At 29.2% G+C, this 21,547-nt stretch carries 22 protein-coding genes; 1 reads left to right on the top strand and 21 read right to left on the bottom strand.

The features are described from left to right. Positions 1-8: 8 nt before the first annotated feature. From BTO07_RS10475 to BTO07_RS10570, 21 genes are all read right to left on the bottom strand, one after another. The gene (locus BTO07_RS10475; protein WP_087521180.1) at positions 9-1,319 is read right to left on the bottom strand and encodes a TolC family protein; all 1,311 of its coding nucleotides are present in this window, start codon (positions 1,317-1,319) and stop codon (positions 9-11) included. A 110-nt stretch (positions 1,320-1,429) separates the two neighbouring features. Next, entirely contained in the window at positions 1,430-2,323 is an 894-nt protein-coding gene (locus tag BTO07_RS10480) for a MipA/OmpV family protein (RefSeq protein WP_087521181.1), read from the bottom strand. A gap of 62 nt (positions 2,324-2,385) precedes the next feature. Beyond that, the gene (locus BTO07_RS10485; RefSeq protein WP_087521182.1) at positions 2,386-3,042 is read right to left on the bottom strand and encodes a DUF6799 domain-containing protein; all 657 of its coding nucleotides are present in this window, start codon (positions 3,040-3,042) and stop codon (positions 2,386-2,388) included. Positions 3,043-3,227: 185 nt separating this feature from the next. Beyond that, a complete protein-coding gene (locus BTO07_RS17440; RefSeq protein ID WP_198342454.1) occupies positions 3,228-3,365 on the bottom strand; it encodes a hypothetical protein in 138 nt (45 codons plus the stop codon). Between the two features lie 104 nt (positions 3,366-3,469). After that, the gene (locus tag BTO07_RS10490; protein ID WP_087521183.1) at positions 3,470-4,927 is read right to left on the bottom strand and encodes an NAD(P)/FAD-dependent oxidoreductase; all 1,458 of its coding nucleotides are present in this window, start codon (positions 4,925-4,927) and stop codon (positions 3,470-3,472) included. 70 nt (positions 4,928-4,997) lie between these two features. Further along, positions 4,998-6,608 (bottom strand): T9SS type A sorting domain-containing protein, encoded by a 1,611-nt coding sequence (locus BTO07_RS10495; RefSeq protein ID WP_087521184.1) that lies wholly within the window; start codon positions 6,606-6,608, stop codon positions 4,998-5,000. A 75-nt stretch (positions 6,609-6,683) separates the two neighbouring features. Beyond that, complete coding sequence (locus BTO07_RS10500; protein ID WP_087521185.1) at positions 6,684-8,867, bottom strand: amino acid permease; 2,184 nt, start codon at positions 8,865-8,867, stop codon at positions 6,684-6,686. Between the two features lie 119 nt (positions 8,868-8,986). After that, complete coding sequence (locus BTO07_RS10505) at positions 8,987-9,418, bottom strand: hypothetical protein (protein WP_087521186.1); 432 nt, start codon at positions 9,416-9,418, stop codon at positions 8,987-8,989. A gap of 134 nt (positions 9,419-9,552) precedes the next feature. Continuing rightward, positions 9,553-10,674 carry an ABC transporter permease gene (locus BTO07_RS10510; RefSeq protein WP_087521187.1) on the bottom strand — a complete coding sequence of 374 codons (1,122 nt, stop codon included), beginning with the start codon at positions 10,672-10,674 and terminating at the stop codon, positions 9,553-9,555. Between the two features lie 93 nt (positions 10,675-10,767). Further along, on the bottom strand, positions 10,768-11,874 hold the full coding sequence (locus tag BTO07_RS10515; protein ID WP_087521188.1) for an ABC transporter permease: 1,107 nt from the start codon (positions 11,872-11,874) through the stop codon (positions 10,768-10,770). A 46-nt stretch (positions 11,875-11,920) separates the two neighbouring features. Then, positions 11,921-12,307 carry a GxxExxY protein gene (locus BTO07_RS10520; RefSeq protein WP_087521189.1) on the bottom strand — a complete coding sequence of 129 codons (387 nt, stop codon included), beginning with the start codon at positions 12,305-12,307 and terminating at the stop codon, positions 11,921-11,923. Positions 12,308-12,415: 108 nt separating this feature from the next. Beyond that, positions 12,416-13,144: an ABC transporter ATP-binding protein gene (locus BTO07_RS10525; protein ID WP_087521190.1), complete on the bottom strand. Its 729-nt coding sequence runs from the start codon at positions 13,142-13,144 to the stop codon at positions 12,416-12,418. After that, complete coding sequence (locus tag BTO07_RS10530) at positions 13,144-14,046, bottom strand: ABC transporter ATP-binding protein (protein ID WP_087521191.1); 903 nt, start codon at positions 14,044-14,046, stop codon at positions 13,144-13,146. Before BTO07_RS10530 ends, BTO07_RS10525 begins: the two co-directional genes overlap by 1 nt. A 10-nt stretch (positions 14,047-14,056) precedes the next feature. Beyond that, positions 14,057-14,437, bottom strand: a complete 381-nt coding sequence (locus BTO07_RS10535) for a hypothetical protein (RefSeq protein WP_087521192.1) — start codon at positions 14,435-14,437, stop codon at positions 14,057-14,059. Further along, positions 14,437-15,342 (bottom strand): HlyD family secretion protein, encoded by a 906-nt coding sequence (locus BTO07_RS10540; RefSeq protein ID WP_087521193.1) that lies wholly within the window; start codon positions 15,340-15,342, stop codon positions 14,437-14,439. The genes BTO07_RS10535 and BTO07_RS10540 overlap by 1 nt, the downstream gene beginning before the upstream one ends. Positions 15,343-15,444: 102 nt before the next feature. After that, positions 15,445-16,692: a TolC family protein gene (locus tag BTO07_RS10545; protein WP_087521194.1), complete on the bottom strand. Its 1,248-nt coding sequence runs from the start codon at positions 16,690-16,692 to the stop codon at positions 15,445-15,447. Position 16,693: 1 nt separating this feature from the next. After that, positions 16,694-17,308 carry a TetR/AcrR family transcriptional regulator gene (locus BTO07_RS10550; RefSeq protein ID WP_232457012.1) on the bottom strand — a complete coding sequence of 205 codons (615 nt, stop codon included), beginning with the start codon at positions 17,306-17,308 and terminating at the stop codon, positions 16,694-16,696. Positions 17,309-17,399: 91 nt separating this feature from the next. After that, on the bottom strand, positions 17,400-17,699 hold the full coding sequence (locus BTO07_RS10555; RefSeq protein WP_087521195.1) for a hypothetical protein: 300 nt from the start codon (positions 17,697-17,699) through the stop codon (positions 17,400-17,402). A 15-nt stretch (positions 17,700-17,714) separates the two neighbouring features. After that, the gene (cydB, locus tag BTO07_RS10560; protein WP_087521196.1) at positions 17,715-18,788 is read right to left on the bottom strand and encodes a cytochrome d ubiquinol oxidase subunit II; all 1,074 of its coding nucleotides are present in this window, start codon (positions 18,786-18,788) and stop codon (positions 17,715-17,717) included. A gap of 3 nt (positions 18,789-18,791) precedes the next feature. After that, positions 18,792-20,123 carry a cytochrome ubiquinol oxidase subunit I gene (locus tag BTO07_RS10565; RefSeq protein WP_087521197.1) on the bottom strand — a complete coding sequence of 444 codons (1,332 nt, stop codon included), beginning with the start codon at positions 20,121-20,123 and terminating at the stop codon, positions 18,792-18,794. A 107-nt stretch (positions 20,124-20,230) separates the two neighbouring features. Continuing rightward, on the bottom strand, positions 20,231-20,953 hold the full coding sequence (locus tag BTO07_RS10570) for a peroxiredoxin (RefSeq protein WP_087521198.1): 723 nt from the start codon (positions 20,951-20,953) through the stop codon (positions 20,231-20,233). Positions 20,954-21,194: 241 nt separating this feature from the next. On the opposite strand from BTO07_RS10570, the gene BTO07_RS10575 reads away from it, so the two are divergent. Next, complete coding sequence (locus tag BTO07_RS10575; RefSeq protein WP_157663327.1) at positions 21,195-21,503, top strand: hypothetical protein; 309 nt, start codon at positions 21,195-21,197, stop codon at positions 21,501-21,503. Positions 21,504-21,547: the final 44 nt, after the last annotated feature.

Here is a 21,547-nt window from a genome sequence, read left to right on the forward strand (position 1 = left end):
TACTATCTTTATTCTTTAGTTAAAAATTCTAAATAAGTTTGTGTAAAATTGTATTCGAAAATTGTTTGATAATATTCTAATTGCTTTTGAGCAAATTGAGTTTCTGCCATTAATAAATCTGATGTTTTTTCTAAACCTTCTTTAAATCTATTTTTTCTAATTCTTAAAGATTCTTCAGATTGTTGTACTGCCAAATCGGTTAACTCTAATCTATTTTTTGCATCAACCAATTGACGCTTTACTTTATTTAATTCTAAATTACTTTTAGAAACATATTGATTGTATTCTAATTTAGATTTCTCAAATTCAGCTTTACTTTTCTGTGCTTTACCAAAACGTTTAGAACCTTGAAAAATATCCCAACTTAATTGTGCTCCAATTAAATATCCATTTGCATTTCCTTGAAACAATTGGTTGTCATACATTTCATAACTTCCAAAAGCATTTAAGCGTGGTAAAAAAGCCATTTTATCAGCTTTATTCATAGCCTCATAACCTTTAGATGCTAAATGCATTGCTTTTATATCCGATCTGTTTTCAGAAATTGTTTTGTTATCAATATGAATACTCGAAACCGTTAAACTTTCTGTTGGTTGATAAACAACATAGCTTTTATCATCCATTAAAAAAGACAAATAGTTTGAAGCGTTTTGCACATTACTTTTTGCTGTTTGCAATTGGTTTTTAACTTCTGTAACTCTTATTTCAACGTTTAAAACATCAGCTCGCTGTAAAAAACCTTGTTTAAAACTATTATCAGCCATTTCTTTATTTGCATTTGCAGCTTCCAAAGCTTTTTCTAAAACAGAAACAGCTTTATATGCTAACTGCAATTGCATGTATGCTTTTTCAACTTCAAAAATCAAATAATCTTGTGTACGCTCTGTTTTTAAAGACATTGCTTCCATTTTAGACTTCGCTGCTTTTCTTTGATAAAAGCCATCTAAGTTTATTAATGGTTGCTGAATTTCTACTTTCGTTGCAAAATTTCTAGTTGTTGTTGGGTCATTTAACAATGCTGGATTAAAATCATTCTGTGTTAATATTTCCTGATTTAATTTAGATCCAAAAGACATTAAAGGATTTGTTGTTGAAATACCAGTATGACTTGCTGTAATGTTTGGTAAAAACACTGCATTTGTTTGCTTATAATCTGCTTTTGCTGCATTAAATTCTTCTTCAGAAATCTTAATTGTTGTGTTCTTCTCTGAAACTCTAACTAAGACTTCTACTTTCGAAATTGGTTTTACTTCTTGTCCTTGCAAACACAAAATGCCTGCAAACAAAAAAAAGATAGATATGTATATTGTATTTTTCATGTATTCTTCAATTATCTGGTACAAAAGTAAGTTTAGAATAAGTGGTGGTTTGTAACTAATGTTACATGTTATAAAAAGTGCCCTAATTATTTAAAATTTTATTTAAACAATTAAAACATATAACTGACTCCAATCATCCAGTAAAAAGTTGGGTCTAAATCTTCCTGAACTAAGATATCATCTATAATTAACTCTGATTCGTTCTGGGGAAATACAAGATTTGGAACAAATAAAAAGGCATACGATTTATGTACATACCAAATAGGTAAACTCAATTCAATTGCCATTAGATTGAATTTTTCACTTTCATTAATTTGAATGTTATTTTGAACTATAACATTATCGCTACCTCCTTGACCTTGTCCTTGATTTTTACCGTTTCCGAATTGGGTATTTGAATAATACTGCTCGTAAAAATTTTGAGACCCAAAAGAAGCTCCAATTGTTGGTGACAGTTGAAATTTTTGATTATTAGTAATAAAATCTTTACTAAATTCTGATATTAAAATAAAATCGGTATTACTATCGTTACTAAAAAAAGTAATTGCCATTAAACCAAACTCTATTACATCAAAATCGTACTCTAAATTGACTGTTAAATCAGTTTCTACTTGAGAAATAACATTGTAACTATCCTCATTAAAAAAGTACTTACTTATAGAAATATCGCCTTCAAATTTTTTAATACTAAAATCATAACCTATTGTAATTAAAGACAAATCTATTCTGCTTTCATTTGGCTCTGTTAAATAAGAAAATGATCCATTTGCATAGAAACCAGATTTATGATGAAACATAATGGAAGGATATAAATAAGGCGTAGAAATAGAGTCTTTCCTACCCATAAAAACAGCATCATTTATATAATTTAAGCTTAAAGAAATGTAAGATGAATTACTATATTCATTAACACTTTCTGTAACCTCATTATTCTGTGAGTTGACTAAGTTACTAAACAAAATAGTCAAAATTAATACTAGAATATTATAGTTTATTAGTTTCATAATATTTTATTTTAAATGAAAAAAGGGCTTTTATAAAAAAGCCCTTTAAAATTTTGAATTATTTAACTTTTTTTACCCGTTGTTTTTTGCTTCTTAGGTGCTTTTTGAAGCTTTTTATTCAACATAGCTTTTTTAAGATTCATTTTTCTATACTTATAGGTGTTTTTAAATAATTTACCATACATATTTATACATTCACCATCTTTTAGTCTTAGTTGTTTACGATCTTTTGTTTGGTATGTTCCATCTGCATTAACAACACTTCCATCATTTAATTTTAATTGAGATTGTATTCTGTTTTGAGATTGATTTCTTATTTGAAACATTTCTCCATCCATTAAAGTATAATGAACTCTACTTTGGTTTCTTTCTTGAATTTGAGATTGAGTTAACCCTTTATTTTCTTGTTGTATTTTATATCTATATTGATATTCGTTTCTATACTTAACTCCATCAGAATCTAAACACTCACCATCCTTTAATCTTAATCTATCACGATCTCTTGTTAGATAACTTCCATTTGGATTAATGATGGTACCATCATTTAAAGTTGTTTTGTCCTTTAATCGTATTTGATCTCGGTCTCTAATTTGCAAAACATCACCATCAACTAACATTAATCGATCTTGATCTTGAACTCTAATTTGATCTTTGTCTTGTGCTATCATAGCCGTTGTTCCTAAAACAACAAATGCTATTGCTAAAATTACTTTTTTCATTTTGTCCTTTATTTACAGTTAATAACATAAAAGTAGCGCAAGACTATCAATAATGGAATGACCTAGGTCACTCAGCTCTTATTTAACCACTTACAATCTGTTTACAAAAAAAAGAGAGCATAAAGCTCTCTTTTTTCAAGATATTGAACCACCAACATCTTAACCAACCTAAACTGATAACCACATCAGCTTACTTTTCTAGTTCCTCCATGTCCTCCAGCAACAACAATCATTATTTTTAAACTTAAATAAATGAATTTGAAAAACTGAATGATTGGATTCATCATTTTGAATTTTTGATATTTTGATATTCTTTGTGTCATTCTACTAATTATTAAATTCTTATAATATCTTCATGAGATCCTGAATATCCCTCTGGTCTTTCAGGATAAGCGATTCACACCAAGTAAAAACTTGGGTTCACTTCTTATTCAGGAATCAACCACCAAAATGGTTTCATCTTTGCTTTATAAATAAAAGAATAATGCAAAGCCAGTTTTAACCAGTGACCTGCTAAACCTATTTCCCCAAAGGTTTTACCTAATTGTCTACCTTGTGTATTTGGATATTTTTCATAATCTGGTACAATTGGAAACGTTGTAATACTTACACCACTTCCTGATGTAAATCCATAACCAGCAGAAGCAATACATGCAGCTCCCATATTTCCCATAGAACCTTTATGATTCAGTGATTCTTTTCCGTTTTTTATAGAATCTATTATATTATCTGCTACTACTATTGCAGTAATACCAGAAGGCATTCCTGTTCTTGGCGGTGCAGGTGAAATAACGGTTCCGTTTTTACTTTTTCTTGGTTTAGAAATTGCATGTGGAGGTGCAAATGCAATTCCAGGTGCAAAAATATTTTTATAACTTGGGTTTTGATACGTTTCTGGCCAATCTTTAACAGACCACTCTTCATATGGTTTTGCAGTATAATCTGCATCGACAATCATAAAACCTTTAAAAAGTTTTTCTGTAATTTCCTTTTCGTGTTTATCATAGGCTTTAAAACCATGACCAGAAAATGAAGGAATTAACATTGCAAAATCATACGTTTCTTTTTTATACTCTCCGTCTAGATTTTCATAATGTGCTAATCCGTCTTCAATTTTATTTACGCCAGCACCAAGTATCCATTTTATACCTCTGTCTTCAAAAATCATCTCAACCATTTCATGAGATTTCATTGTCATACTTCCATAACTTAGAAGCATTCCATCCATCCCAAAATCACCTAGTTGATACTCATTAGAAATCCATGTGATTTCTGCCATATCTCGCACATTATATTTGTGCAATTCTTGTTCTACATTTAAAATATACTCAAAAGCGGCTCCTTGACATGTTGATTTTCCATGACCAGTACCAATAAGAATCTTAACTTTCTTACCTTTTTTCATTTCCTGAATTAAAGCTTCTAAACCTTCCCAAGCATGATCTGCATGTGTATAAGTACATACAGAAAAGGCTTTATTTTTTCCCGGAATTAAACCTTCCGTAGCTTCAAAATTAAGTTTAGGTCCTGTTGCATTAATTAAATAATCATAAGTTACTTTTTCTTGTTTCCCTTTATTTTCTCCAACTACATATTCAGCTAAAATATATGGTTTTTCTTGGCCTTTATCACCTTCAGGAAAAAATGAAATTGCTTTTGCCTGTTTATAACCAATACCTTTCTTTTTATATAAAGGAGCTAAAGGAAAATAGATCTTTTCAGATTTCATCCTACCAATTCCCACCCAAATATTAGATGGAACCCATTGATAATTGCTATTTGGAGAAACCACAACAACTTCATGGTCTCTAGACAACTTTCTTCTTAAATGAGAAGCTGCAACGTGACCAGAAATCCCTGCTCCTAAAATGACAATTTTAGACATACTTTATATTTTAGTTAAAGATAATTTCAACAAAAGAACTACACAGTAACTTTTGTTACATTACGAATAATTACAGTTTTATTATTTTTTTCTCAATAATATTAGAATTGTTTTTAAAAATTAAAACATACTCTCCAGAAGCCACTTTTGATAGATCTAAAAGAATTGTTTTTAATCCAATTGATTTTTCAATTTTTATTGATTCAACTTTTACTCCTAAAACATTAAAAACTTCTAAAACACTTTCTTCTGTATTAGGGATAAACACATCAATTGAAAAAATATCTTTTGATGGATTTGGATAAATTTTTAGATTATAAATATTACTTGTTGTTAATTTTACTTCGCCAACATTTAAAGTTGTTTTATTAATAAATACCTTAAACGCTAAACTACTCGCACTACTTTGTGTACCATCATTTATAAAGAATATATTTTCTTGAGTGCTTTCAATTCCTCCAAAAATATAACCAACTAATGTTTTACCTTCTTGTAAATTATTGATATCTACAATTTCTTCGGTTAGATAATTTGAATTATTCTGTAAGGGAATAAATTCTGCACCAGTACCTAATAAAGTAGGCATTTCAATCCCTAAACTACTTTCTACCATTGAACCATCACTAAATCTTGAGACTTTACTAATCGTTTTTACAAATGGCACATTATCATCTTTAATTAAATTACCATTTGTATCTAATTTATATTGACTTATTCCTCCAAAAAACAAGGTGTGCATCGCATTATTATCAGTATCATAAACGGGTATTTTGGCACTATGATATTGACTTAAGTACTGATTAAAAGTAGTATTAACCGTGTAACCGGAACCAGAAACATCAACACTATTTAACCATGGTAAATTGGCGGAATGTTGAAAAACACCACTAAACATTGTAAAACCTTCACTTCCATCAGGAAAAATTTGCGGAGCCATATTATAATCTCTTCTATGTAAATTATCGCTGTCGTTTTGTGCTAAATAATTTATGATTGAAAGATTTGTACCATCATCATTGATTTGAAAAGTTCTAATTTCATCTGTATAACTTTGAATAAACCCAGGTCCATTATCTGGTCCCAAAGGATTATACTGACCTTTAAAATATTGTCCGCCACACAAATAAAACACCTCATTTAGAAAACCTAATTGCCCACCAGTAACTGCAAAATTAGTATTTGTAATTTGTCTAAAAAAGGGTGTAATAGTTGTTCCATTAATAACAGCATTGGATAAACCATCAACATCAACAGCTGTTAATTTATCATACGTAACATGATCATCTTCAGTTGTACTAAAACCATAACCACCAATAATATAAAGTGTATTTTCTTTTTGATAAAATTCTTGATTTGTAGCTTGTAACTGCTCAAAAATTGATGCTTGTAAAACACTGATCGTTGTACTCCAAGTTTTATTAGCAACAGGATCTATAACATAAACACTTTTGTTATTATCTTTTTCTTGAAAAGCAGCATTAGGTTGTCTTTGATGTAAACCATCTACTCGTCCTTCAATAATTATCCATTTTCCATCAGTAGTTTTTGCCCAAGAAAAAGAATGTACACTTGGCGCATCTGCAATAATTAGAGGTTCTATTTCAACAGTAAATTGATCTTGTGAAAATGAATTTACAATTGTCAATAAAAAGAAAGCTAATACTAAATGTTTCGTCCTCATAACTTGTTCTTTAACAAATAAAGTTACGAGTAAAAATCATTATAAACGGTAACTTATGTTACACAAGCATTTTAATTATTTACTTTTATTAAAATCTAAATCCAACACATTAAAATTGTTTGCAGCTTTTACTAATAAGGTTGAACCAATCGTTTCAAATAAGTAATTCGTTTTAAGTACAAACTCTGCTTGTTTTTCAATTTTATAATTAGGGATACCAACTAAAGTTAAATTTGTAGACTTAGAATACTTCTTTATTAAATCATAAAAAGGTGTTTGGTCTACAACATTTGCCACAATTACAATTTCTACAATTACTCTAAGATCTTCTACAAGTTTTGCTATTTTTGTTTTAATAACGTCTGGATTAACTCCATTATAATCAACAAATAAAACACGTATCGAAGTTTTATCCCACTTTGGTGAAGCAATAATAAAACGAGCAATATTTAACATCATTTCTGCATTCTTACTATCTGTTTCTCGCCACCATAAATCTATCAATGTATAATCACCAAATTTTGACTTTCTATCAAAATCTAAATACAATAAATTATAATCTAAATACAGCAATGTTTCAGTCATTTCTGCATATTCAGAAGAACCTTCAAGACCTTTTGGCCAACCCATCATAATGGTGTTAGGTTCTACTCCAGAAAAACCAAAAGTAGTGGCAATGTTAGTAATCCCTTTATATAAATTATCGACTTTTATCTGTCTTGCAAAAATCCCTAAATCATTATATAATTCCTCTCTAACAATCTGCTCAGTCTTTTTTAATGGAATTTTATTCTCTTTATCAACGATTAGCTTAAAATTAGTAACAACTCCTGTTTTTCCTGAAACAGCTTTACTTAACTCTAATAAATAAGATTGATGCTCACTTTTACCACTAAAAAGAATAATATTTGGATTCCAGTTAGAATTAATGTGATGCTTTGTATCAATCTTCATCAATCCTTTATTAACAACATTCTCCCAAACACTCTTCCAAATATCAGTAGATTTTATTTTGACTTCCTTTCTTTCTAGCATAAAATACAATCCTCCAATTACTGCTAAAGAAGCAATCATAGCAATCATATCTAATTTAAACATCACAGCAAAACAAGCCACGAAACCAACCAAACCTATCCATCTTTTAATTTTAAAAGTCGGTTGAAAATCAGGATTTGCCCAACTTTCTAAAAAATAAGAAAGATTTATAAATCCGTAAGCTGTTAAATAAAACATAGAAACAACACGCGCAATAACATCTAATTCACCTATTAAAATTCCAGCTTCTGCTATTAAAAACACAAGCAACAGAGCATTTACAGGTTCATTATTTTCACCTCTTCCTTTTGCAAAAAAACGAGGAGTTACTTTATCAACAGACATAGCTTGTAAAATTCTTGGCCCACCTAAAATACCTCCTAAAGCTGATGATAATGTTGCTCCCCAAACTCCAGCAATAACTACAGGAGCAAAAAAAGCTATTTTCATTAAAATATTATAATCCGATTTTAAAACGTTAGAATCTATTGTATAAGCGATAAAAACAGCTAAAACTAAATACACAATTAACCCGACTCCGATTGCTAATAAAGTACCACGAGGAATAGAACGTTTAGGATCTTCTAAATCCCCACTCATTGCTATACCGGCAGTAAAACCAGTAACAGCAGGAAAAAACACTGCAAACACAATCTCTAAAGGCACTGAACCTTCAGTTGCAAACATTGGGACAGATTGTGGAGTAAAATTATGTGATCCTATTAGTATAGAAACAAGAGATAGTACAATTGCTGCCAAAATAAAATATTGAGATTTTAAAGCGACAGAAGTACTAATTAATGCCAAAGCAGTTAATACTACAAGGGCAATTGTACCTGTAATTCTAAAATCATTTACTGCCATTCCTAAATCTAAATAGCTATTAAAACTCTCTGCAAAACCAATTAAATATAGTGATATAGAAAAAGCAGTACCAACATATAATGCAATACCAATAGAACCTCCAATAGGAATTCCCATACTTCTTGATAAAACATAATAAATTCCACCAGCTCCAATTTTTTTATCAGTGGCAACAGAAGAAACACTAAGACCTGTTGATATTGAAATTACATGAGCAATAAGAATAATTAAAATTGTGCCCAATAAACCTGCGTTTCCAACAACCCAACCTAAACGCATATACATTATTACACCCAAAATGGTTAATAATGAGGGTGTAAAAACACCTGCAAATGTTCCGAATTTTTTAGTGATTGACATTCCTTAAATGCTATTTTTTAAAAGAAGGTTAAAAATAAGGATTTTAGAATTCATTAGATTCATTTATCTGTTTTATATAAGGAAAATTAGGATTTTGGTTTAGCTAAATGAAGTATTTTTTATAAGGAGTTCTTTGCTATTTTTTTATTCAGGTCTTTAATTTTAAGTATTCTATTCATTATTATTCCTAAATATGAAGTTAATACAATTATAAGTGATAAAATAATTTGCCAAAATTCCGGTTTCAAATCCGTAAATAATAATTCAAATTGAGGGATTTGTAATAAAGTCAAAATTATAATTAAAAAGGAGAAAATTATTAATGACTTTAAATTCTGGTTTTTTGTTTTAGGTTTATACCCTAATAAAAGTTCTTTTGTGTAAATAATTAAGATTCCAAAAGTTAAAATATTTGGAATGATAAATCTCCATAATGTAAAATTACCAGTTCCAAAGTCTCCAAATATAAACTCCCCAAATGTTAACCAGCTAAATACATAAAAAGTAATTAGTAAAAGTCCAATCCAAATTGTCTTAAATAATATTTCCAATTTATTGATTTTTATTCTAGTTAGCGCATATATAATTCTACAGAACACTGCAATATATCAATAATTGAGTATTCACAACGCTAACTTTACACTGCTTTTTACTAATAATTTGAAGAAAATGATAAAAACAGAATTTATGTGGTTTTCTTATAACTCCAAACCGCCAATCCATTCATAATAATAGCATACATTAATGTTTTTAATAACTGCGGAAGAATATCCATAAAGCCAGAACCTTTCAGCATTACCATGCGCATTACCTCAACAAAATATTTTATCGGATTAAAATCGGTTATCGTTTGTGCCCATTTAGGCATACTTTCAATTGGCGTGAATAATCCACTCATTAATATGAAAATCACCATAAAAAACCAAGCAATAAACATCGCTTGTTGTTGTGTATCTGTAAAGTTTGAAATAAACAAACCAATCCCCAAAACTACCAATATATAAATTGAAGTATAGAAATACATCAAAAGTAAACTACCAACCATTGGCACATTAAAGATGACTTTTGCAATCAATAATCCAACACTTAAAATAGCTAAACCCAAAACTAAAAAAGGGAATAATTTTCCGATTATAAATTGACTTTTTTTAATTGGTGTTACATTAATTTGCTCTAATGTTCCTATTTCTTTTTCTCGAACAATGTTCATCCCAGAAAGGAAAAGTGTAATCATAGTTACCAATAAAACTAAAATACCAGGAACCATAAACGTTTTATAATTCAGTGTTTTATTATACCAAAAGGAAGGAATTGTAGTAATTTGTATTGGTTGACTTTGCATTTGACCAAATTGAGAAACGTCAACTTTTAACTCTTTATTAAAACGTTGAATAATCTGAGTTACATACACATTTTCAACACCTGCTGCTGCACCATCAATTGCATTAATAGTAACGCCTAAAGCTGCTTTTTTTTCTTTTAAAAAATCTTGTTCAAAATATAATGGAACTTCTAAAACAACATCAACTTCTCCATTTAACATTGCTTGACTCGCTAATTTTTCTGAAGGAAAATCTGTTAAAACATTAAAGTAAGTAGAAGCATTAAATTTTTCTATTAACGCTCTAGATGTTGATGTGTGATCATTATCTACATACCCAAACTTTATGTTTTTAACATCAAAAGTTGCAGCATTTGATAAAATTATCAACTGAATTAAAGGCAGTACAAAAATGATTGGCAACATTCCTTTATTTCTAAAGATTTGCTTAAACTCTTTTTGTATAATGTATAGAATCGTTTTCATATTTTTAAAAGAATAAAGAGAATAGAATAAAGAACAAAGACGCTTTAAATGATATCAAGTCTTTTTCTTTCATCTATTTTCTATTATCTGTTTTTACTCTAATCTAATTTTATATTTCTTAACACTCAACCCAATAAAAAACACTGTCATTCCAATTAGAATTAAAGTCTCTTTCCACACAAATTGAAGTCCAACTCCTTTTAACATAATGGCTTTAATAATAATGATAAACCATTTAGCAGGAATAATATTACTAATCACTTGCAATGGTAAAGGCATACTTGTAATCGGAAAAATAAATCCAGAAAGTAATATTACTGGTAGCATTAATCCCATTAAAGAAATCATCATCGCTGTTTGTTGTGTTGCAGAAATTGTTGATATTAAAATACCCAATGCCAAAGCTGTTATAATGAACAAAACACTTTCCATTCCTAATAAAAACAGACTCCCCTGAACTGGCATCTTAAAGATAAATATGCTCAAAACAATGATAACAATAGCATTAATTATTGACAGAAAAATATAAGGAAATACTTTACCAACAATTACTTGAATCGGTTTTAATGGTGATACTAATAAAATTTCCATAGTACCTAGTTCCTTTTCTTTAGTGATAGAAATAGAAGTCATCATTGCAGAAACAAGCATTAAAATAATAGTCATTACACCAGGAACAAACATATACACGCTTTTTAATTCTGGATTGTAAACCATATGTGTTTGTGGTACAATTTGATAAACTTGCTCGACACTTTTATTCTGTTCTTTTAAATAACTTTGAAGAATCGCATTTACATAATTTGTGATCGTATTTGCAGTATTTGGATCTGTAGCATCTGTAATTACTTGTATGCTTGCATTATTTTCTTTGATAAGACTCTTACTAAAATCTTTTTCAAAATTTAAACCTGCTTTTACTTTTCCTTTCTTAAAAACAACTTCGATATCTGATTCTTTTTCAATAAATTGATTGATGCTAAAGTATTTTGAAGCAGCTATTTTATTGATAATTTCTTTTGTTGTTGCATCTTTTGAATGATCTAAAATAGCAATATCAACATTATTAATTTCATTTGTAATGGCAAAACCAAACAATAAAATTTGGGCAATTGGCATTCCAAATAGAATAAACAACGAACGTCTATCTCTAAATATATGGAAGAATTCCTTTTTTATGAAGCCTATAAATCTTTTCATTTTGTATCTCCCGCAGATCTCACAGATTACCGCAGATTTTTTATTATTATAACCCGTTTACTTTTCTAAAAATGCCTTTTGTGATTTCATCTACATTGAAATTCACTAAAATACCTAACTTCATTTCTGAAATTTTTAAATAAGTTAGCACTTGTTTATGATGTACTTTAGATAACGTCTCTACTGACTTGATTTCAATAATTACTTTATTATTTACTAATAAATCTAATCTAAAACCTATTTCTAATTCAATACCGTCATAAAACACAGGAAGTGTCACTTGCTTTTTGACTAATAGTCCTTGTTTTTGCAATTCATACATCAAAACAGTTTCATATACAGATTCTAACAAACCTGGACCTAATTCATTGTATACATTAAAAATTGCTCCTCTTATTAGGTATGAAATTTCGTTTTCTGTTTTTTCTTCCATAATTTCTCTTTTTCTTTCTCCCCCGGATTACGCAGATAAACGCAGATTTTTTAATTACACTTTAATTTTTTTTTCTGCGAAAATCTGTGAAATCTGCGGGACATATTATTATCCTCTAGCTAATTTTAAAAACACATCATTCATATTATCAACTTTAAACTGTTCCTTTAACTTTTTTGGTGTGTCTAAAGCTTCTATTTTTCCATTTACCATTATAGAAACACGATCGCAATATTCTGCTTCGTCCATATAATGTGTAGTTACAAAAACGGTTGTTCCTTGATGAGCTGCTTTATAAATTAACTCCCAAAATTGACGTCTTGTAATAGGATCTACTCCACCAGTTGGCTCATCTAAAAAAACAATTTTCGGATTGTGAATTAAAGACACAGAAAACGATAATTTTTGTTTCCATCCTAAAGGTAAAGAGCCTACTAATTTATTTGCAACATCTTGCAAGCCTAGTTCTTCTATTAAACTCGCTGCTTTTTCTTTGATTCGTTTTCTTGACAAACCATAAATCCCTCCAAAAAAAGTAATATTTTCTTTCACAGTTAAATCGTCATAAAGTGCAAACTTCTGACTCATATAACCAATATTTTTCTTAATGTCTTCTGCTTGTGTATGCACATCAAAACCTGCAACATTTGCTTTACCTGATGAAGGAGTAGAAATACCTATTAACATTTTCATTGCAGTTGTTTTACCTGCCCCATTGGCTCCTAAAAAGCCAAATATCTCTCCTTTTTCAACCTCAAACGTAATTGCATTTACAGCCGTAAAATCACCAAACATTTTGGTTAATCCTTCTACTTGTATGACTTTATTATTTTCCATTATTTTGCTAATTCCATAAAGGTGTCCTCAATCGTTGCTACTGTTCTCTCTATTTTAATATTGAATAGATTTTTAGATTCTAAATAAGTTTCCAACTCCGTTGGATTAAAATCAGACCTACTATCTGTATAATGTACAAATTCACCAAAAGGATAAACACTGTGATTCGATTCAAAATCATTTAAACAATTTATTAACTGGTACATATTATTTGCACTTACGTTATAAATTGGCTGTGGATAATGTTTTACAATAGCTTCTGGCGTATCAATTTCAAGGATTTCTCCATCTTGAATTAACGCAATTCTATCACATAAAGCAGCTTCATCCATATATGGTGTAGAAACCAAAATTGTAATATCTTTTTTCTGTAAACGCTTCAACATTTCCCAAAACTCTTTTCTCGAAACAGGATCAACTCCAGTTGTGGGTTCATCTAAAAACAACACTTTTGGCTTATGAATTAGAGCACAACATAAAGCTAGTTTTTGCTTCATTCCTCCAGATAATTTCCCTGCTCTACGATCTTTAAAAGGTTCTATTTGAATATAAATATCTTTTATTAAATCGTAATTTTCTTCAATGGTTGTTCCAAAAATAGTTGCAAAAAAATCTAAATTCTCTTCAACAGTTAAATCTTGATACAATGAAAACTTCCCTGGCATATAGCCAACATTCTTTCTTATACTTTTATAATCTTTAATTACATCAAAACCAGCAACACTTGCTTCACCTTCATTTGCGATTAAAAGCGTGGTTAAAATTCTAAAAAGCGTGGTTTTACCTGCTCCATCAGGACCAATTAATCCAAAAAGCTCACCAGGTTTCACCTCAAAAGAAATGTTTTCTAAAGCTTTTACTTTTTTATAAGATTTTGATATGTTAGAAACAGTAATACTCATAAATTTATAATTATTTTTTATGAAGATATTTTGAAATTAATATTGATACAATTGCTATAATTAGCCATATAACTACTCTAAAAGACATAGCTTGAATACTTTCAACAGCAACAGTTTCACTAAAAAAAGCGAGATAAAATAGTATTAAAAAATGCAACCCTAGAATAACAAGAATCAGTTTCTTACTAATTAGTGTATTCCTCCAAATTAAATAAGCTCCAATAATTGAAATGACTCCAACTATTACATTATAAATTACAAGCCATTGCAATACATTGTAATCTTTCGTTGCAGTACCAAACAATACTAATGATCCTGAAAACACAGACATTATTCCGATAAAAAAAGCAAGTAATGCTCCTGTAGTATTTAAGAATCTTAGTTTCATCATTATTTATTATTATCTGAATTATCTATCCACATTTCTGCAGGCATCCCTATTTTTAAACTTCCATCGTTTACAACATTAATTTTAGCAGCATAGACCAATGCAACTCTTTCTTCTTTTGTTTGAATAATTTTTGGTGTAAATTCTGCTTCAGAAGAAATCCAACTAACAACTCCTTTATAAGATTTCATTGCATCAATTCCATCAATTTTAACGCTAACTTCTTGTCCTATTTTAATGTCTGACAATTGTATTTCACTTACATAAACACGCAATTCCATATTACTTAGATCTGCAATTTTATATAAAGGTTTTCCAAAAGCAGTAATCTCATTTGGCTCTGCATATTTGGTTAAAACGGTTCCACTAACAGGATTAATAATTTTACTTTTTTTAATTTGATCATCAATTTGTTTTAATTGAACATCAATATTTTTTAACTCGTTTACAACAGGTGCATTCTGAATTTCGACACTTCTAATTTGACTTTTAATAATATCCATTTCTCCAGAAACATCATCTAATTGTTTTTGTGTACCTGCGTTGTCTTTAATTAAGTTTTCTATTCTAACTTTATTAATTTTAGCAGTCTTTAACTTTGAATTTAGCACAGAAATTTGAGACAAAACTCCTTTAGATTTTGAACTAACTACAGATTTAGAAACTACTAATTGTTCACGTTTTAAAGCCAATTGAATAGTATCTATAAAACCAACAAATTGATCTTTTTTAAGTTTATCACCTTCATTAACATTAAACTGAATCAGTTTTCCGTTATTTTCTGCTGAAATGGTTATTTCTGTTGCTTCAAAATTTCCATAACCATCTGCTTTTCCATTGTCTTTTCCACAAGAAAATAGCGTTGTAGCAATGATACTTAATGCTAATATGTGAGTGTATTTTTTCATTCTGTTTATTTTTGCTCCCGCTGATTACACAGATTTTCGCAGATTTTTAAACATTTATATTTTTCTGCGTGCATCTGCGAAATTTGCGGGAAACCGTTTTTATTATCCTTTGATGGTATTATAATTTGCTTTTGCTAATTCTATTTGTATTCTGTGTTTTAACAAGGTGTTTTCTGCTTCAAATAAATTAGTGAATTCAGTAACAAACACAGAAGAAGTAATCACCCCATTTTTAAGTTGAGAGGCTAAAGTCTTCAATACTTTTTTACGAAGTTTAATAATCTCTATATCAGAATTAATAAATGCTGAAATTTTTTCAATTTCCTTTTGCTGTTTATTCAATTCAATATTGGTGTTTAGTTTAAAAACTTCAGTTTCATTTTCAATAAAATCTTTATTTATTGCAACCACTTCTTTCTGTTTTTTATTGGTATTCCAGTCAAAAACATTCCAATGTAATTTAACGCCAACTGTATAAAATGTTTGAAAAGAATTATCAAGCATATTTAATCCTGGGTTTCCATAACCACCTGTTGCAAAACCATTTAATTTCGGTAAGCTTTTCTTAGAAATAAGTGATTCATAATTATTCACCTCTTCTTTCTTCAATTGAAACAATTCTAATTCTGGTCTGTTTATTTCGTTTTGTAATTGCGTTCTAATTAAAGGTTTTTCAAATTGTGTTAAACTATTAAAAGGCTTTCCAATTAAACTTGATAACGTTTCTATTAAAGATGATTTTCTACTTTCAACTTCAATAAATTGCTGTTTAATTTTTAACAATTCAGCTTCTAAAACACTATCTGAAGCAGGTAATAATGTTCCGTATTTAATACCCGATTTTACTTCCTTAAGCTTTGCTTGTAATTGAAGTTCTTTCGCTTCTAATAATTTGAAAGATTCTTGCGTTAAAAGAATTGAAAAATACAGCTGATTAATTTGTGTTTTTAATTGATACATATTTGCATCAATCTGTTTTTGCTTCGTTTTTAACTGCCCTTGTTTTATTTTTAAATTAGCATCCGTTAAACCACCATTATAAATAAGCTGATTTATTGAAAACGTTGCACGATATTGATCTTTATTTTGCGGTTCAATGCTAGACATTGCAGCAGGAAGTTCAATAACATCTGATTGATACGTTATTTGTGCATCAAAATTAAATTGAGGCAATTTAGAATTCGAAATAATTTCTGTATCTATTTGATGCTGATTTTCTAATAGTTGATGTTGTTTTATCAAAGGATAGTTCGTTTCTACCAATTGATAACAATCATTAAGTGTTACATTTTTTTGCGAAAAAGTAGAAAAACTAATCGTGATTATTAAAATGAATAGTATTTTTTTCATCTTATTTTTTTATTGAATTAATTATAAAATCGGCAACTTCAGTTTTACGCTCCTCAATTATTTGCTGAAAAGCGGTATCATCTGCATCTATTAAGTTTTGAATTAAAGGTTTCGCTATAAAAGGAAATACATTTAATGCCAAAATATTGATGAATAATTGTTCTGCTTTTATCTTTTTGATGAAACCTTTTTCAACTTCGAAATCAACTTGTTTTTTAAACTTTTCAAGATTAGGAAACGCACTACTTTCCTTCATTTTTAAAATAAAATCAGGATTTCTGTTCAATTCTTGAATAATGAAATTTGGTAGATAAGGATGCTCAACTATAAATGAAATATAGTTTGATGAAAAATTTATAACCTTCTCTTCTATTGATGAATCGTCGTTTAAAACAGTATTTAATTGAGGCGCTAATAATGAAAAAGCGTTTTTAAAAACAGCCTCAAAAAGCAATTGTTTGCTTCTATAATAATAGTGAAGCATTGCTTTATTTATACCTGCTTCATTTGCAATTTCTTGCATACGAGCACCATCCATTCCTTTTGTTTGAAAAATGGATTTTGCAGCTTCTAAAATTAGACTTTCAGTATTCTCGTTTTTCTTGTTTTTAATCATCAACTAAATAGTTTAACCAAATGGTTAACAAATGTACAAAAAATAATCAAACACGATATATGTTTGATTATTTATAAACTTATGTTAAACGTTATTCTTTATTTAATTTGCTTTTTATCAACCTAATAGCTATCAACCCAAAAACTCCACCTAAAAAAGAAACAATACAATTAATACTAAATAACAAACCATTAAATGTTCCATTTTCCATTATAGCTAATGGATTAAAACCTAATCGCCCAAAAGTTTTCATTACAAGTATACTTCCAAAAACACCTGCAATTGTATTACCAACAATACCAAATGAATACTTTTTTAAGAAGAAACCTATACTATTAGCTCCAATGATTCCGATTAAAATACTTAATAAAGAAATGAATGTTTCTGTCATAATAACGGTTTTATGCTAATGACCATAATCCATTTTATCTATTTTTCCTTTCGTTAATCTTTTTTGAATAATCATATAGACAATAATGAGGATACAACCAATAATTCCCCAAGTAAAAGATACTGATAAGCCATATTCTGATGCAGCAGTATTGTATATTGTTAAAGGCTTATGAACATCATTTATAGAAGGTAATATTACAGGAAATATAGACGCTAATGATGATGTTATTCCTCCTACTATTAATAAGGTTGATAAAACAAAACCATAAACTTCTTTTTTTATCCTTTTGATAAAAAACAACCCAACCAATCCTGATAAATAGATTATTGGAAATACAATTAAATAAGGTTTATCTGCAAAATTATCAAAAGAATTCGGATTCACTATTTGCCAAACAACCAAAGAAAAAATGGTAAGTAACGCTAACACAATATTCAACTTAAAAATAACACCTTTCAATTTATTATTTATAGATGAATTGGTTTTTAAAATCACCCAATTAGCACCGTGAATTGATAAAGTAACCACAGAAATTAAACCAATAATAATTGTAAACCAATCTATAACTCCGGGTGTTTCACTTAACGGACTAAAACTACTATCCCACAAAGGCAAGAAAAAATAATGCCCTTCGTAAACAGAAATGCCATTTTCAACACCACCTAAATTTACTCCTCTAACAATATTACCCAAAGCAATACCGAAAAACAATGCTAATAGTAAACTTGAAACTCCAAAAGAAGCGTCCCAAATATCTTTCCACATTTGGTATTTAAACTGACTTCTAAATTCTAAACCAATTGCTCTAAAAATAATCAACCATAAAACGATTATTAATGGCAAATAAAAACCACTAAAAACGGAAGCATAAAAAGTTGGAAAAGCCATAAAAAGCATTCCTCCTGCAGCAACTAACCAAACTTCATTAGAATCCCAAAATAAACCTGCAGCTTTTGCAATTACTTCTTTGTCTTTTTCTTTTTTCGCAAAAAATAAATGAATGATTCCTGTTCCAAAATCATATCCATCTAAAATAAAAAATACAGCTAAAACGATAGCTATTAATATGTACCAAAATATTTCCATAGTTTAATGTTTTTGATGTTTTGGACCTTCGTTAATAGTTTTACCAACTAAGACTAAAAATAATAGTCCTAATAACATATATAAAGCAACAAAACCCAATAAAGTAAATAATGTATTACCAGATGAAACTGTTGGCGAAATACCATCGCTTGTTTTTAACAAACCATAAACTAAATACGGTTGTCTACCTAATTCTGCCACATACCAACCTGTAAGATTTGCGATATAAGGAAACGGAACTAAAAACATAATTACCCAAAGCAATGGTTTCAATGTATATAATTTTCTTCGCCATAAAAAGAAAAGAGCAAGCATCATTACTCCTATAAATATGGTACCTAAACCAACCATAATATGATAAGAATAATAAAGCGCAGGAATATTATCTGGCAATTCTTCTTTTTTAAATTGATCCATTCCTGGAATCTTTTTATCCCAATCTTGATAGGTTAAAAAACTTAATATATTCGGAACTGCAATCTTATTATCTAACTTTTTCTCAACCATATTTGGCTGACCAATCAATACAATTTCTGCTCCAGCGTGTTCTGTTTCAAAAATTCCTTCCATCGCAGCAAAAGCTCCAGGTTGAAATTTTGCAACATTTTTAGCATTCCAATCTCCTGTAGGAAAAGCAACTAATAAACTAGAAACCAATCCGAAGATTACACCTGTTTTTAAAAACAACTGCCCATACTCTACTTGTTTTTTTCTTAGGATATAAAAAGCACCAATACTTGCGACAACAAAAGAAGAAGTAACCACAGACGCTAATTGATTATGTAAAAAAGCGGGCAGTAACCAAGGATTACTAAACAGTGCTGAGAAATTTTCTAATACGAATTTTCCGTTTTCTAAAATTTCATAACCTACAGGATGTTGCATCCAAGCATTGGTTGCTAAAATAAACCAACCACTTGCCCAAGAACCTAAAAACACTAAAAAACCTGTTAAAAAATGTAGTTTTTGACCCATTAACTTTTCACCAAAAATAAATAGTGCCAAAAAGGAGGATTCTAAAAAGAAAGAGAACATTCCTTCCATTGCTAAAGTCTGACCTATAATTCCACCTGTTAATTCAGAAAATTTTGCCCAATTGGTTCCAAATTGAAATTCCATCGGAATTCCTGTAACGACTCCCATTGTAAAATTAACAGCAAAAATTTTCATAAAAAACTTTGCAGCATTGTTATATTTTTCATCATTATTTCTTAAATATTTCCACTTAAAGTAAACAATCAATAATGACAAACCCATTGTTAATTGGGGAAATATATAGTGAAATGTGATAGTAAATGCAAATTGCAATCTATCGTAAAAGATCATATCTTCCATATCTTGATTTTAGACTATAAAAATACAAAGCAGTTCGTAAACACTAAGCATTTTTGTTACAAAAAAAAGCCCCAAAATGAGGCTTTCTTTTAATTTGAAAAATTATATTATTTTTTAAGAATTGTATCTAAGATTAAATCTTTATCAAGCTTCTTTGTACAGAAAAACCAATCCATACATTCTAACTCATCAGTATTACCCATTCTTTCTTCTGCTACACCACAAGATCCTGCTGGAGAAACGATAACATCGTCACCAGGATTCCAATCTGCAGGAGTTGCAACATTAAATTGATCTGAAGTTTGCATTGCAATTAAAGCTCTGTATAATTCATCAAAATTACGTCCTAAGCTTAAAGGGTAATAAATAATTGCTCTAACAGTTTCATTAGGATCCACAAAAAAGACAGCTCTAACTGCTTGTGTTTTGCTTTCTCCTGGCTGAACCATACCATATCTCTTAGCAACATTCATAGAAATATCTTCTATCAATGGAAACTTAACCTCAACGTTTTCCATTCCGTTGAATTTAATTTTATCCTTAATTGTTCTTAACCAAGCAATATGACTATACAAACCATCAATAGACAAACCAATAAGGCTACAATTTGCTTTATTAAATTTTTCTTCTAAATTTGCAAACGTCATAAACTCTGAAGTACAAACAGGTGTAAAATCTGCAGGATGACTAAATAAGATAGACCATTTTCCTTTATAATCTGAAGGAAAATTAATTTCTCCTTGTGTAGTTGTCGCCGTAAATTGAGGAGCTTTATCACCAATTCTTGGCATCGTAAAAACTTCTTGTTGTGTTGTTTCTTGTGAATCCATTATTTTATATTTTTAAAAATTATATTCTCAGGTAAAATTAAACTTCATCACTCTATTTCTTTGTAACATTAGTCACTTAAACAATCTATAATAATGATATTATCATAGCAATTCCTTATCATATAAAGAGCATTAAAATAATTGTAAATGAATTATATGTTTTAATTTTGTATTTGTGAAAAACTGGAAATTTATTTTTTCTATATTATTTAGCATTCTTATTCTATACAATAGTTTAAGAGTGTCTATTACGTATATTTATTATAATATTGACACAGTTGGTTTTATTGAAGCCCTTTGTGAGAATAAAGACAAGCCAGAATTACAGTGTAATGGTAAATGTCATTTAAAAAAGATTACCAAAACAAACAACGAAGAAAAGAATCAACCCATAGAACTCATCGATTTTAAAGATATCTTATTTTACAATCAAAAAAAATACTCTCATAATTTAAGTGAGAATACACTTCAAAAGAAACCTTCTTATTTTTATTTAAATCTCTATAATTTTAAATTACTAGAGACTTGTTTTCATCCGCCAAACGCATAATTGTTTTTTTCATTTTATAGGATTCCTATAGAACAATACATATT

Origin of the sequence: Polaribacter sp. SA4-12, assembly GCF_002163675.1 — a bacterium.
GTDB lineage: Bacteria > Bacteroidota > Bacteroidia > Flavobacteriales > Flavobacteriaceae > Polaribacter.

Excerpts from the sequence above, each read along its gene's own strand:
- BTO07_RS10475 (WP_087521180.1), bottom strand. The coding sequence starts at position 1,319 with ATGAAAAATACAATATACATATCTATCTTTTTTTTGTTTGCAGGCATT.
- BTO07_RS10480 (WP_087521181.1), bottom strand. The coding sequence starts at position 2,323 with ATGAAACTAATAAACTATAATATTCTAGTATTAATTTTGACTATTTTG.
- BTO07_RS10485 (WP_087521182.1), bottom strand. The coding sequence starts at position 3,042 with ATGAAAAAAGTAATTTTAGCAATAGCATTTGTTGTTTTAGGAACAACG.
- BTO07_RS17440 (WP_198342454.1), bottom strand. The coding sequence starts at position 3,365 with ATGACACAAAGAATATCAAAATATCAAAAATTCAAAATGATGAATCCA.
- BTO07_RS10490 (WP_087521183.1), bottom strand. The coding sequence starts at position 4,927 with ATGTCTAAAATTGTCATTTTAGGAGCAGGGATTTCTGGTCACGTTGCA.
- BTO07_RS10495 (WP_087521184.1), bottom strand. The coding sequence starts at position 6,608 with ATGAGGACGAAACATTTAGTATTAGCTTTCTTTTTATTGACAATTGTA.
- BTO07_RS10500 (WP_087521185.1), bottom strand. The coding sequence starts at position 8,867 with ATGTCAATCACTAAAAAATTCGGAACATTTGCAGGTGTTTTTACACCC.
- BTO07_RS10510 (WP_087521187.1), bottom strand. The coding sequence starts at position 10,674 with ATGAAAACGATTCTATACATTATACAAAAAGAGTTTAAGCAAATCTTT.
- BTO07_RS10515 (WP_087521188.1), bottom strand. The coding sequence starts at position 11,874 with ATGAAAAGATTTATAGGCTTCATAAAAAAGGAATTCTTCCATATATTT.
- BTO07_RS10520 (WP_087521189.1), bottom strand. The coding sequence starts at position 12,307 with ATGGAAGAAAAAACAGAAAACGAAATTTCATACCTAATAAGAGGAGCA.
- BTO07_RS10525 (WP_087521190.1), bottom strand. The coding sequence starts at position 13,144 with ATGGAAAATAATAAAGTCATACAAGTAGAAGGATTAACCAAAATGTTT.
- BTO07_RS10530 (WP_087521191.1), bottom strand. The coding sequence starts at position 14,046 with ATGAGTATTACTGTTTCTAACATATCAAAATCTTATAAAAAAGTAAAA.
- BTO07_RS10535 (WP_087521192.1), bottom strand. The coding sequence starts at position 14,437 with ATGATGAAACTAAGATTCTTAAATACTACAGGAGCATTACTTGCTTTT.
- BTO07_RS10540 (WP_087521193.1), bottom strand. The coding sequence starts at position 15,342 with ATGAAAAAATACACTCACATATTAGCATTAAGTATCATTGCTACAACG.
- BTO07_RS10545 (WP_087521194.1), bottom strand. The coding sequence starts at position 16,692 with ATGAAAAAAATACTATTCATTTTAATAATCACGATTAGTTTTTCTACT.
- BTO07_RS10550 (WP_232457012.1), bottom strand. The coding sequence starts at position 17,308 with ATGATTAAAAACAAGAAAAACGAGAATACTGAAAGTCTAATTTTAGAA.
- BTO07_RS10555 (WP_087521195.1), bottom strand. The coding sequence starts at position 17,699 with ATGACAGAAACATTCATTTCTTTATTAAGTATTTTAATCGGAATCATT.
- cydB (WP_087521196.1), bottom strand. The coding sequence starts at position 18,788 with ATGGAAATATTTTGGTACATATTAATAGCTATCGTTTTAGCTGTATTT.
- BTO07_RS10565 (WP_087521197.1), bottom strand. The coding sequence starts at position 20,123 with ATGGAAGATATGATCTTTTACGATAGATTGCAATTTGCATTTACTATC.
- BTO07_RS10570 (WP_087521198.1), bottom strand. The coding sequence starts at position 20,953 with ATGGATTCACAAGAAACAACACAACAAGAAGTTTTTACGATGCCAAGA.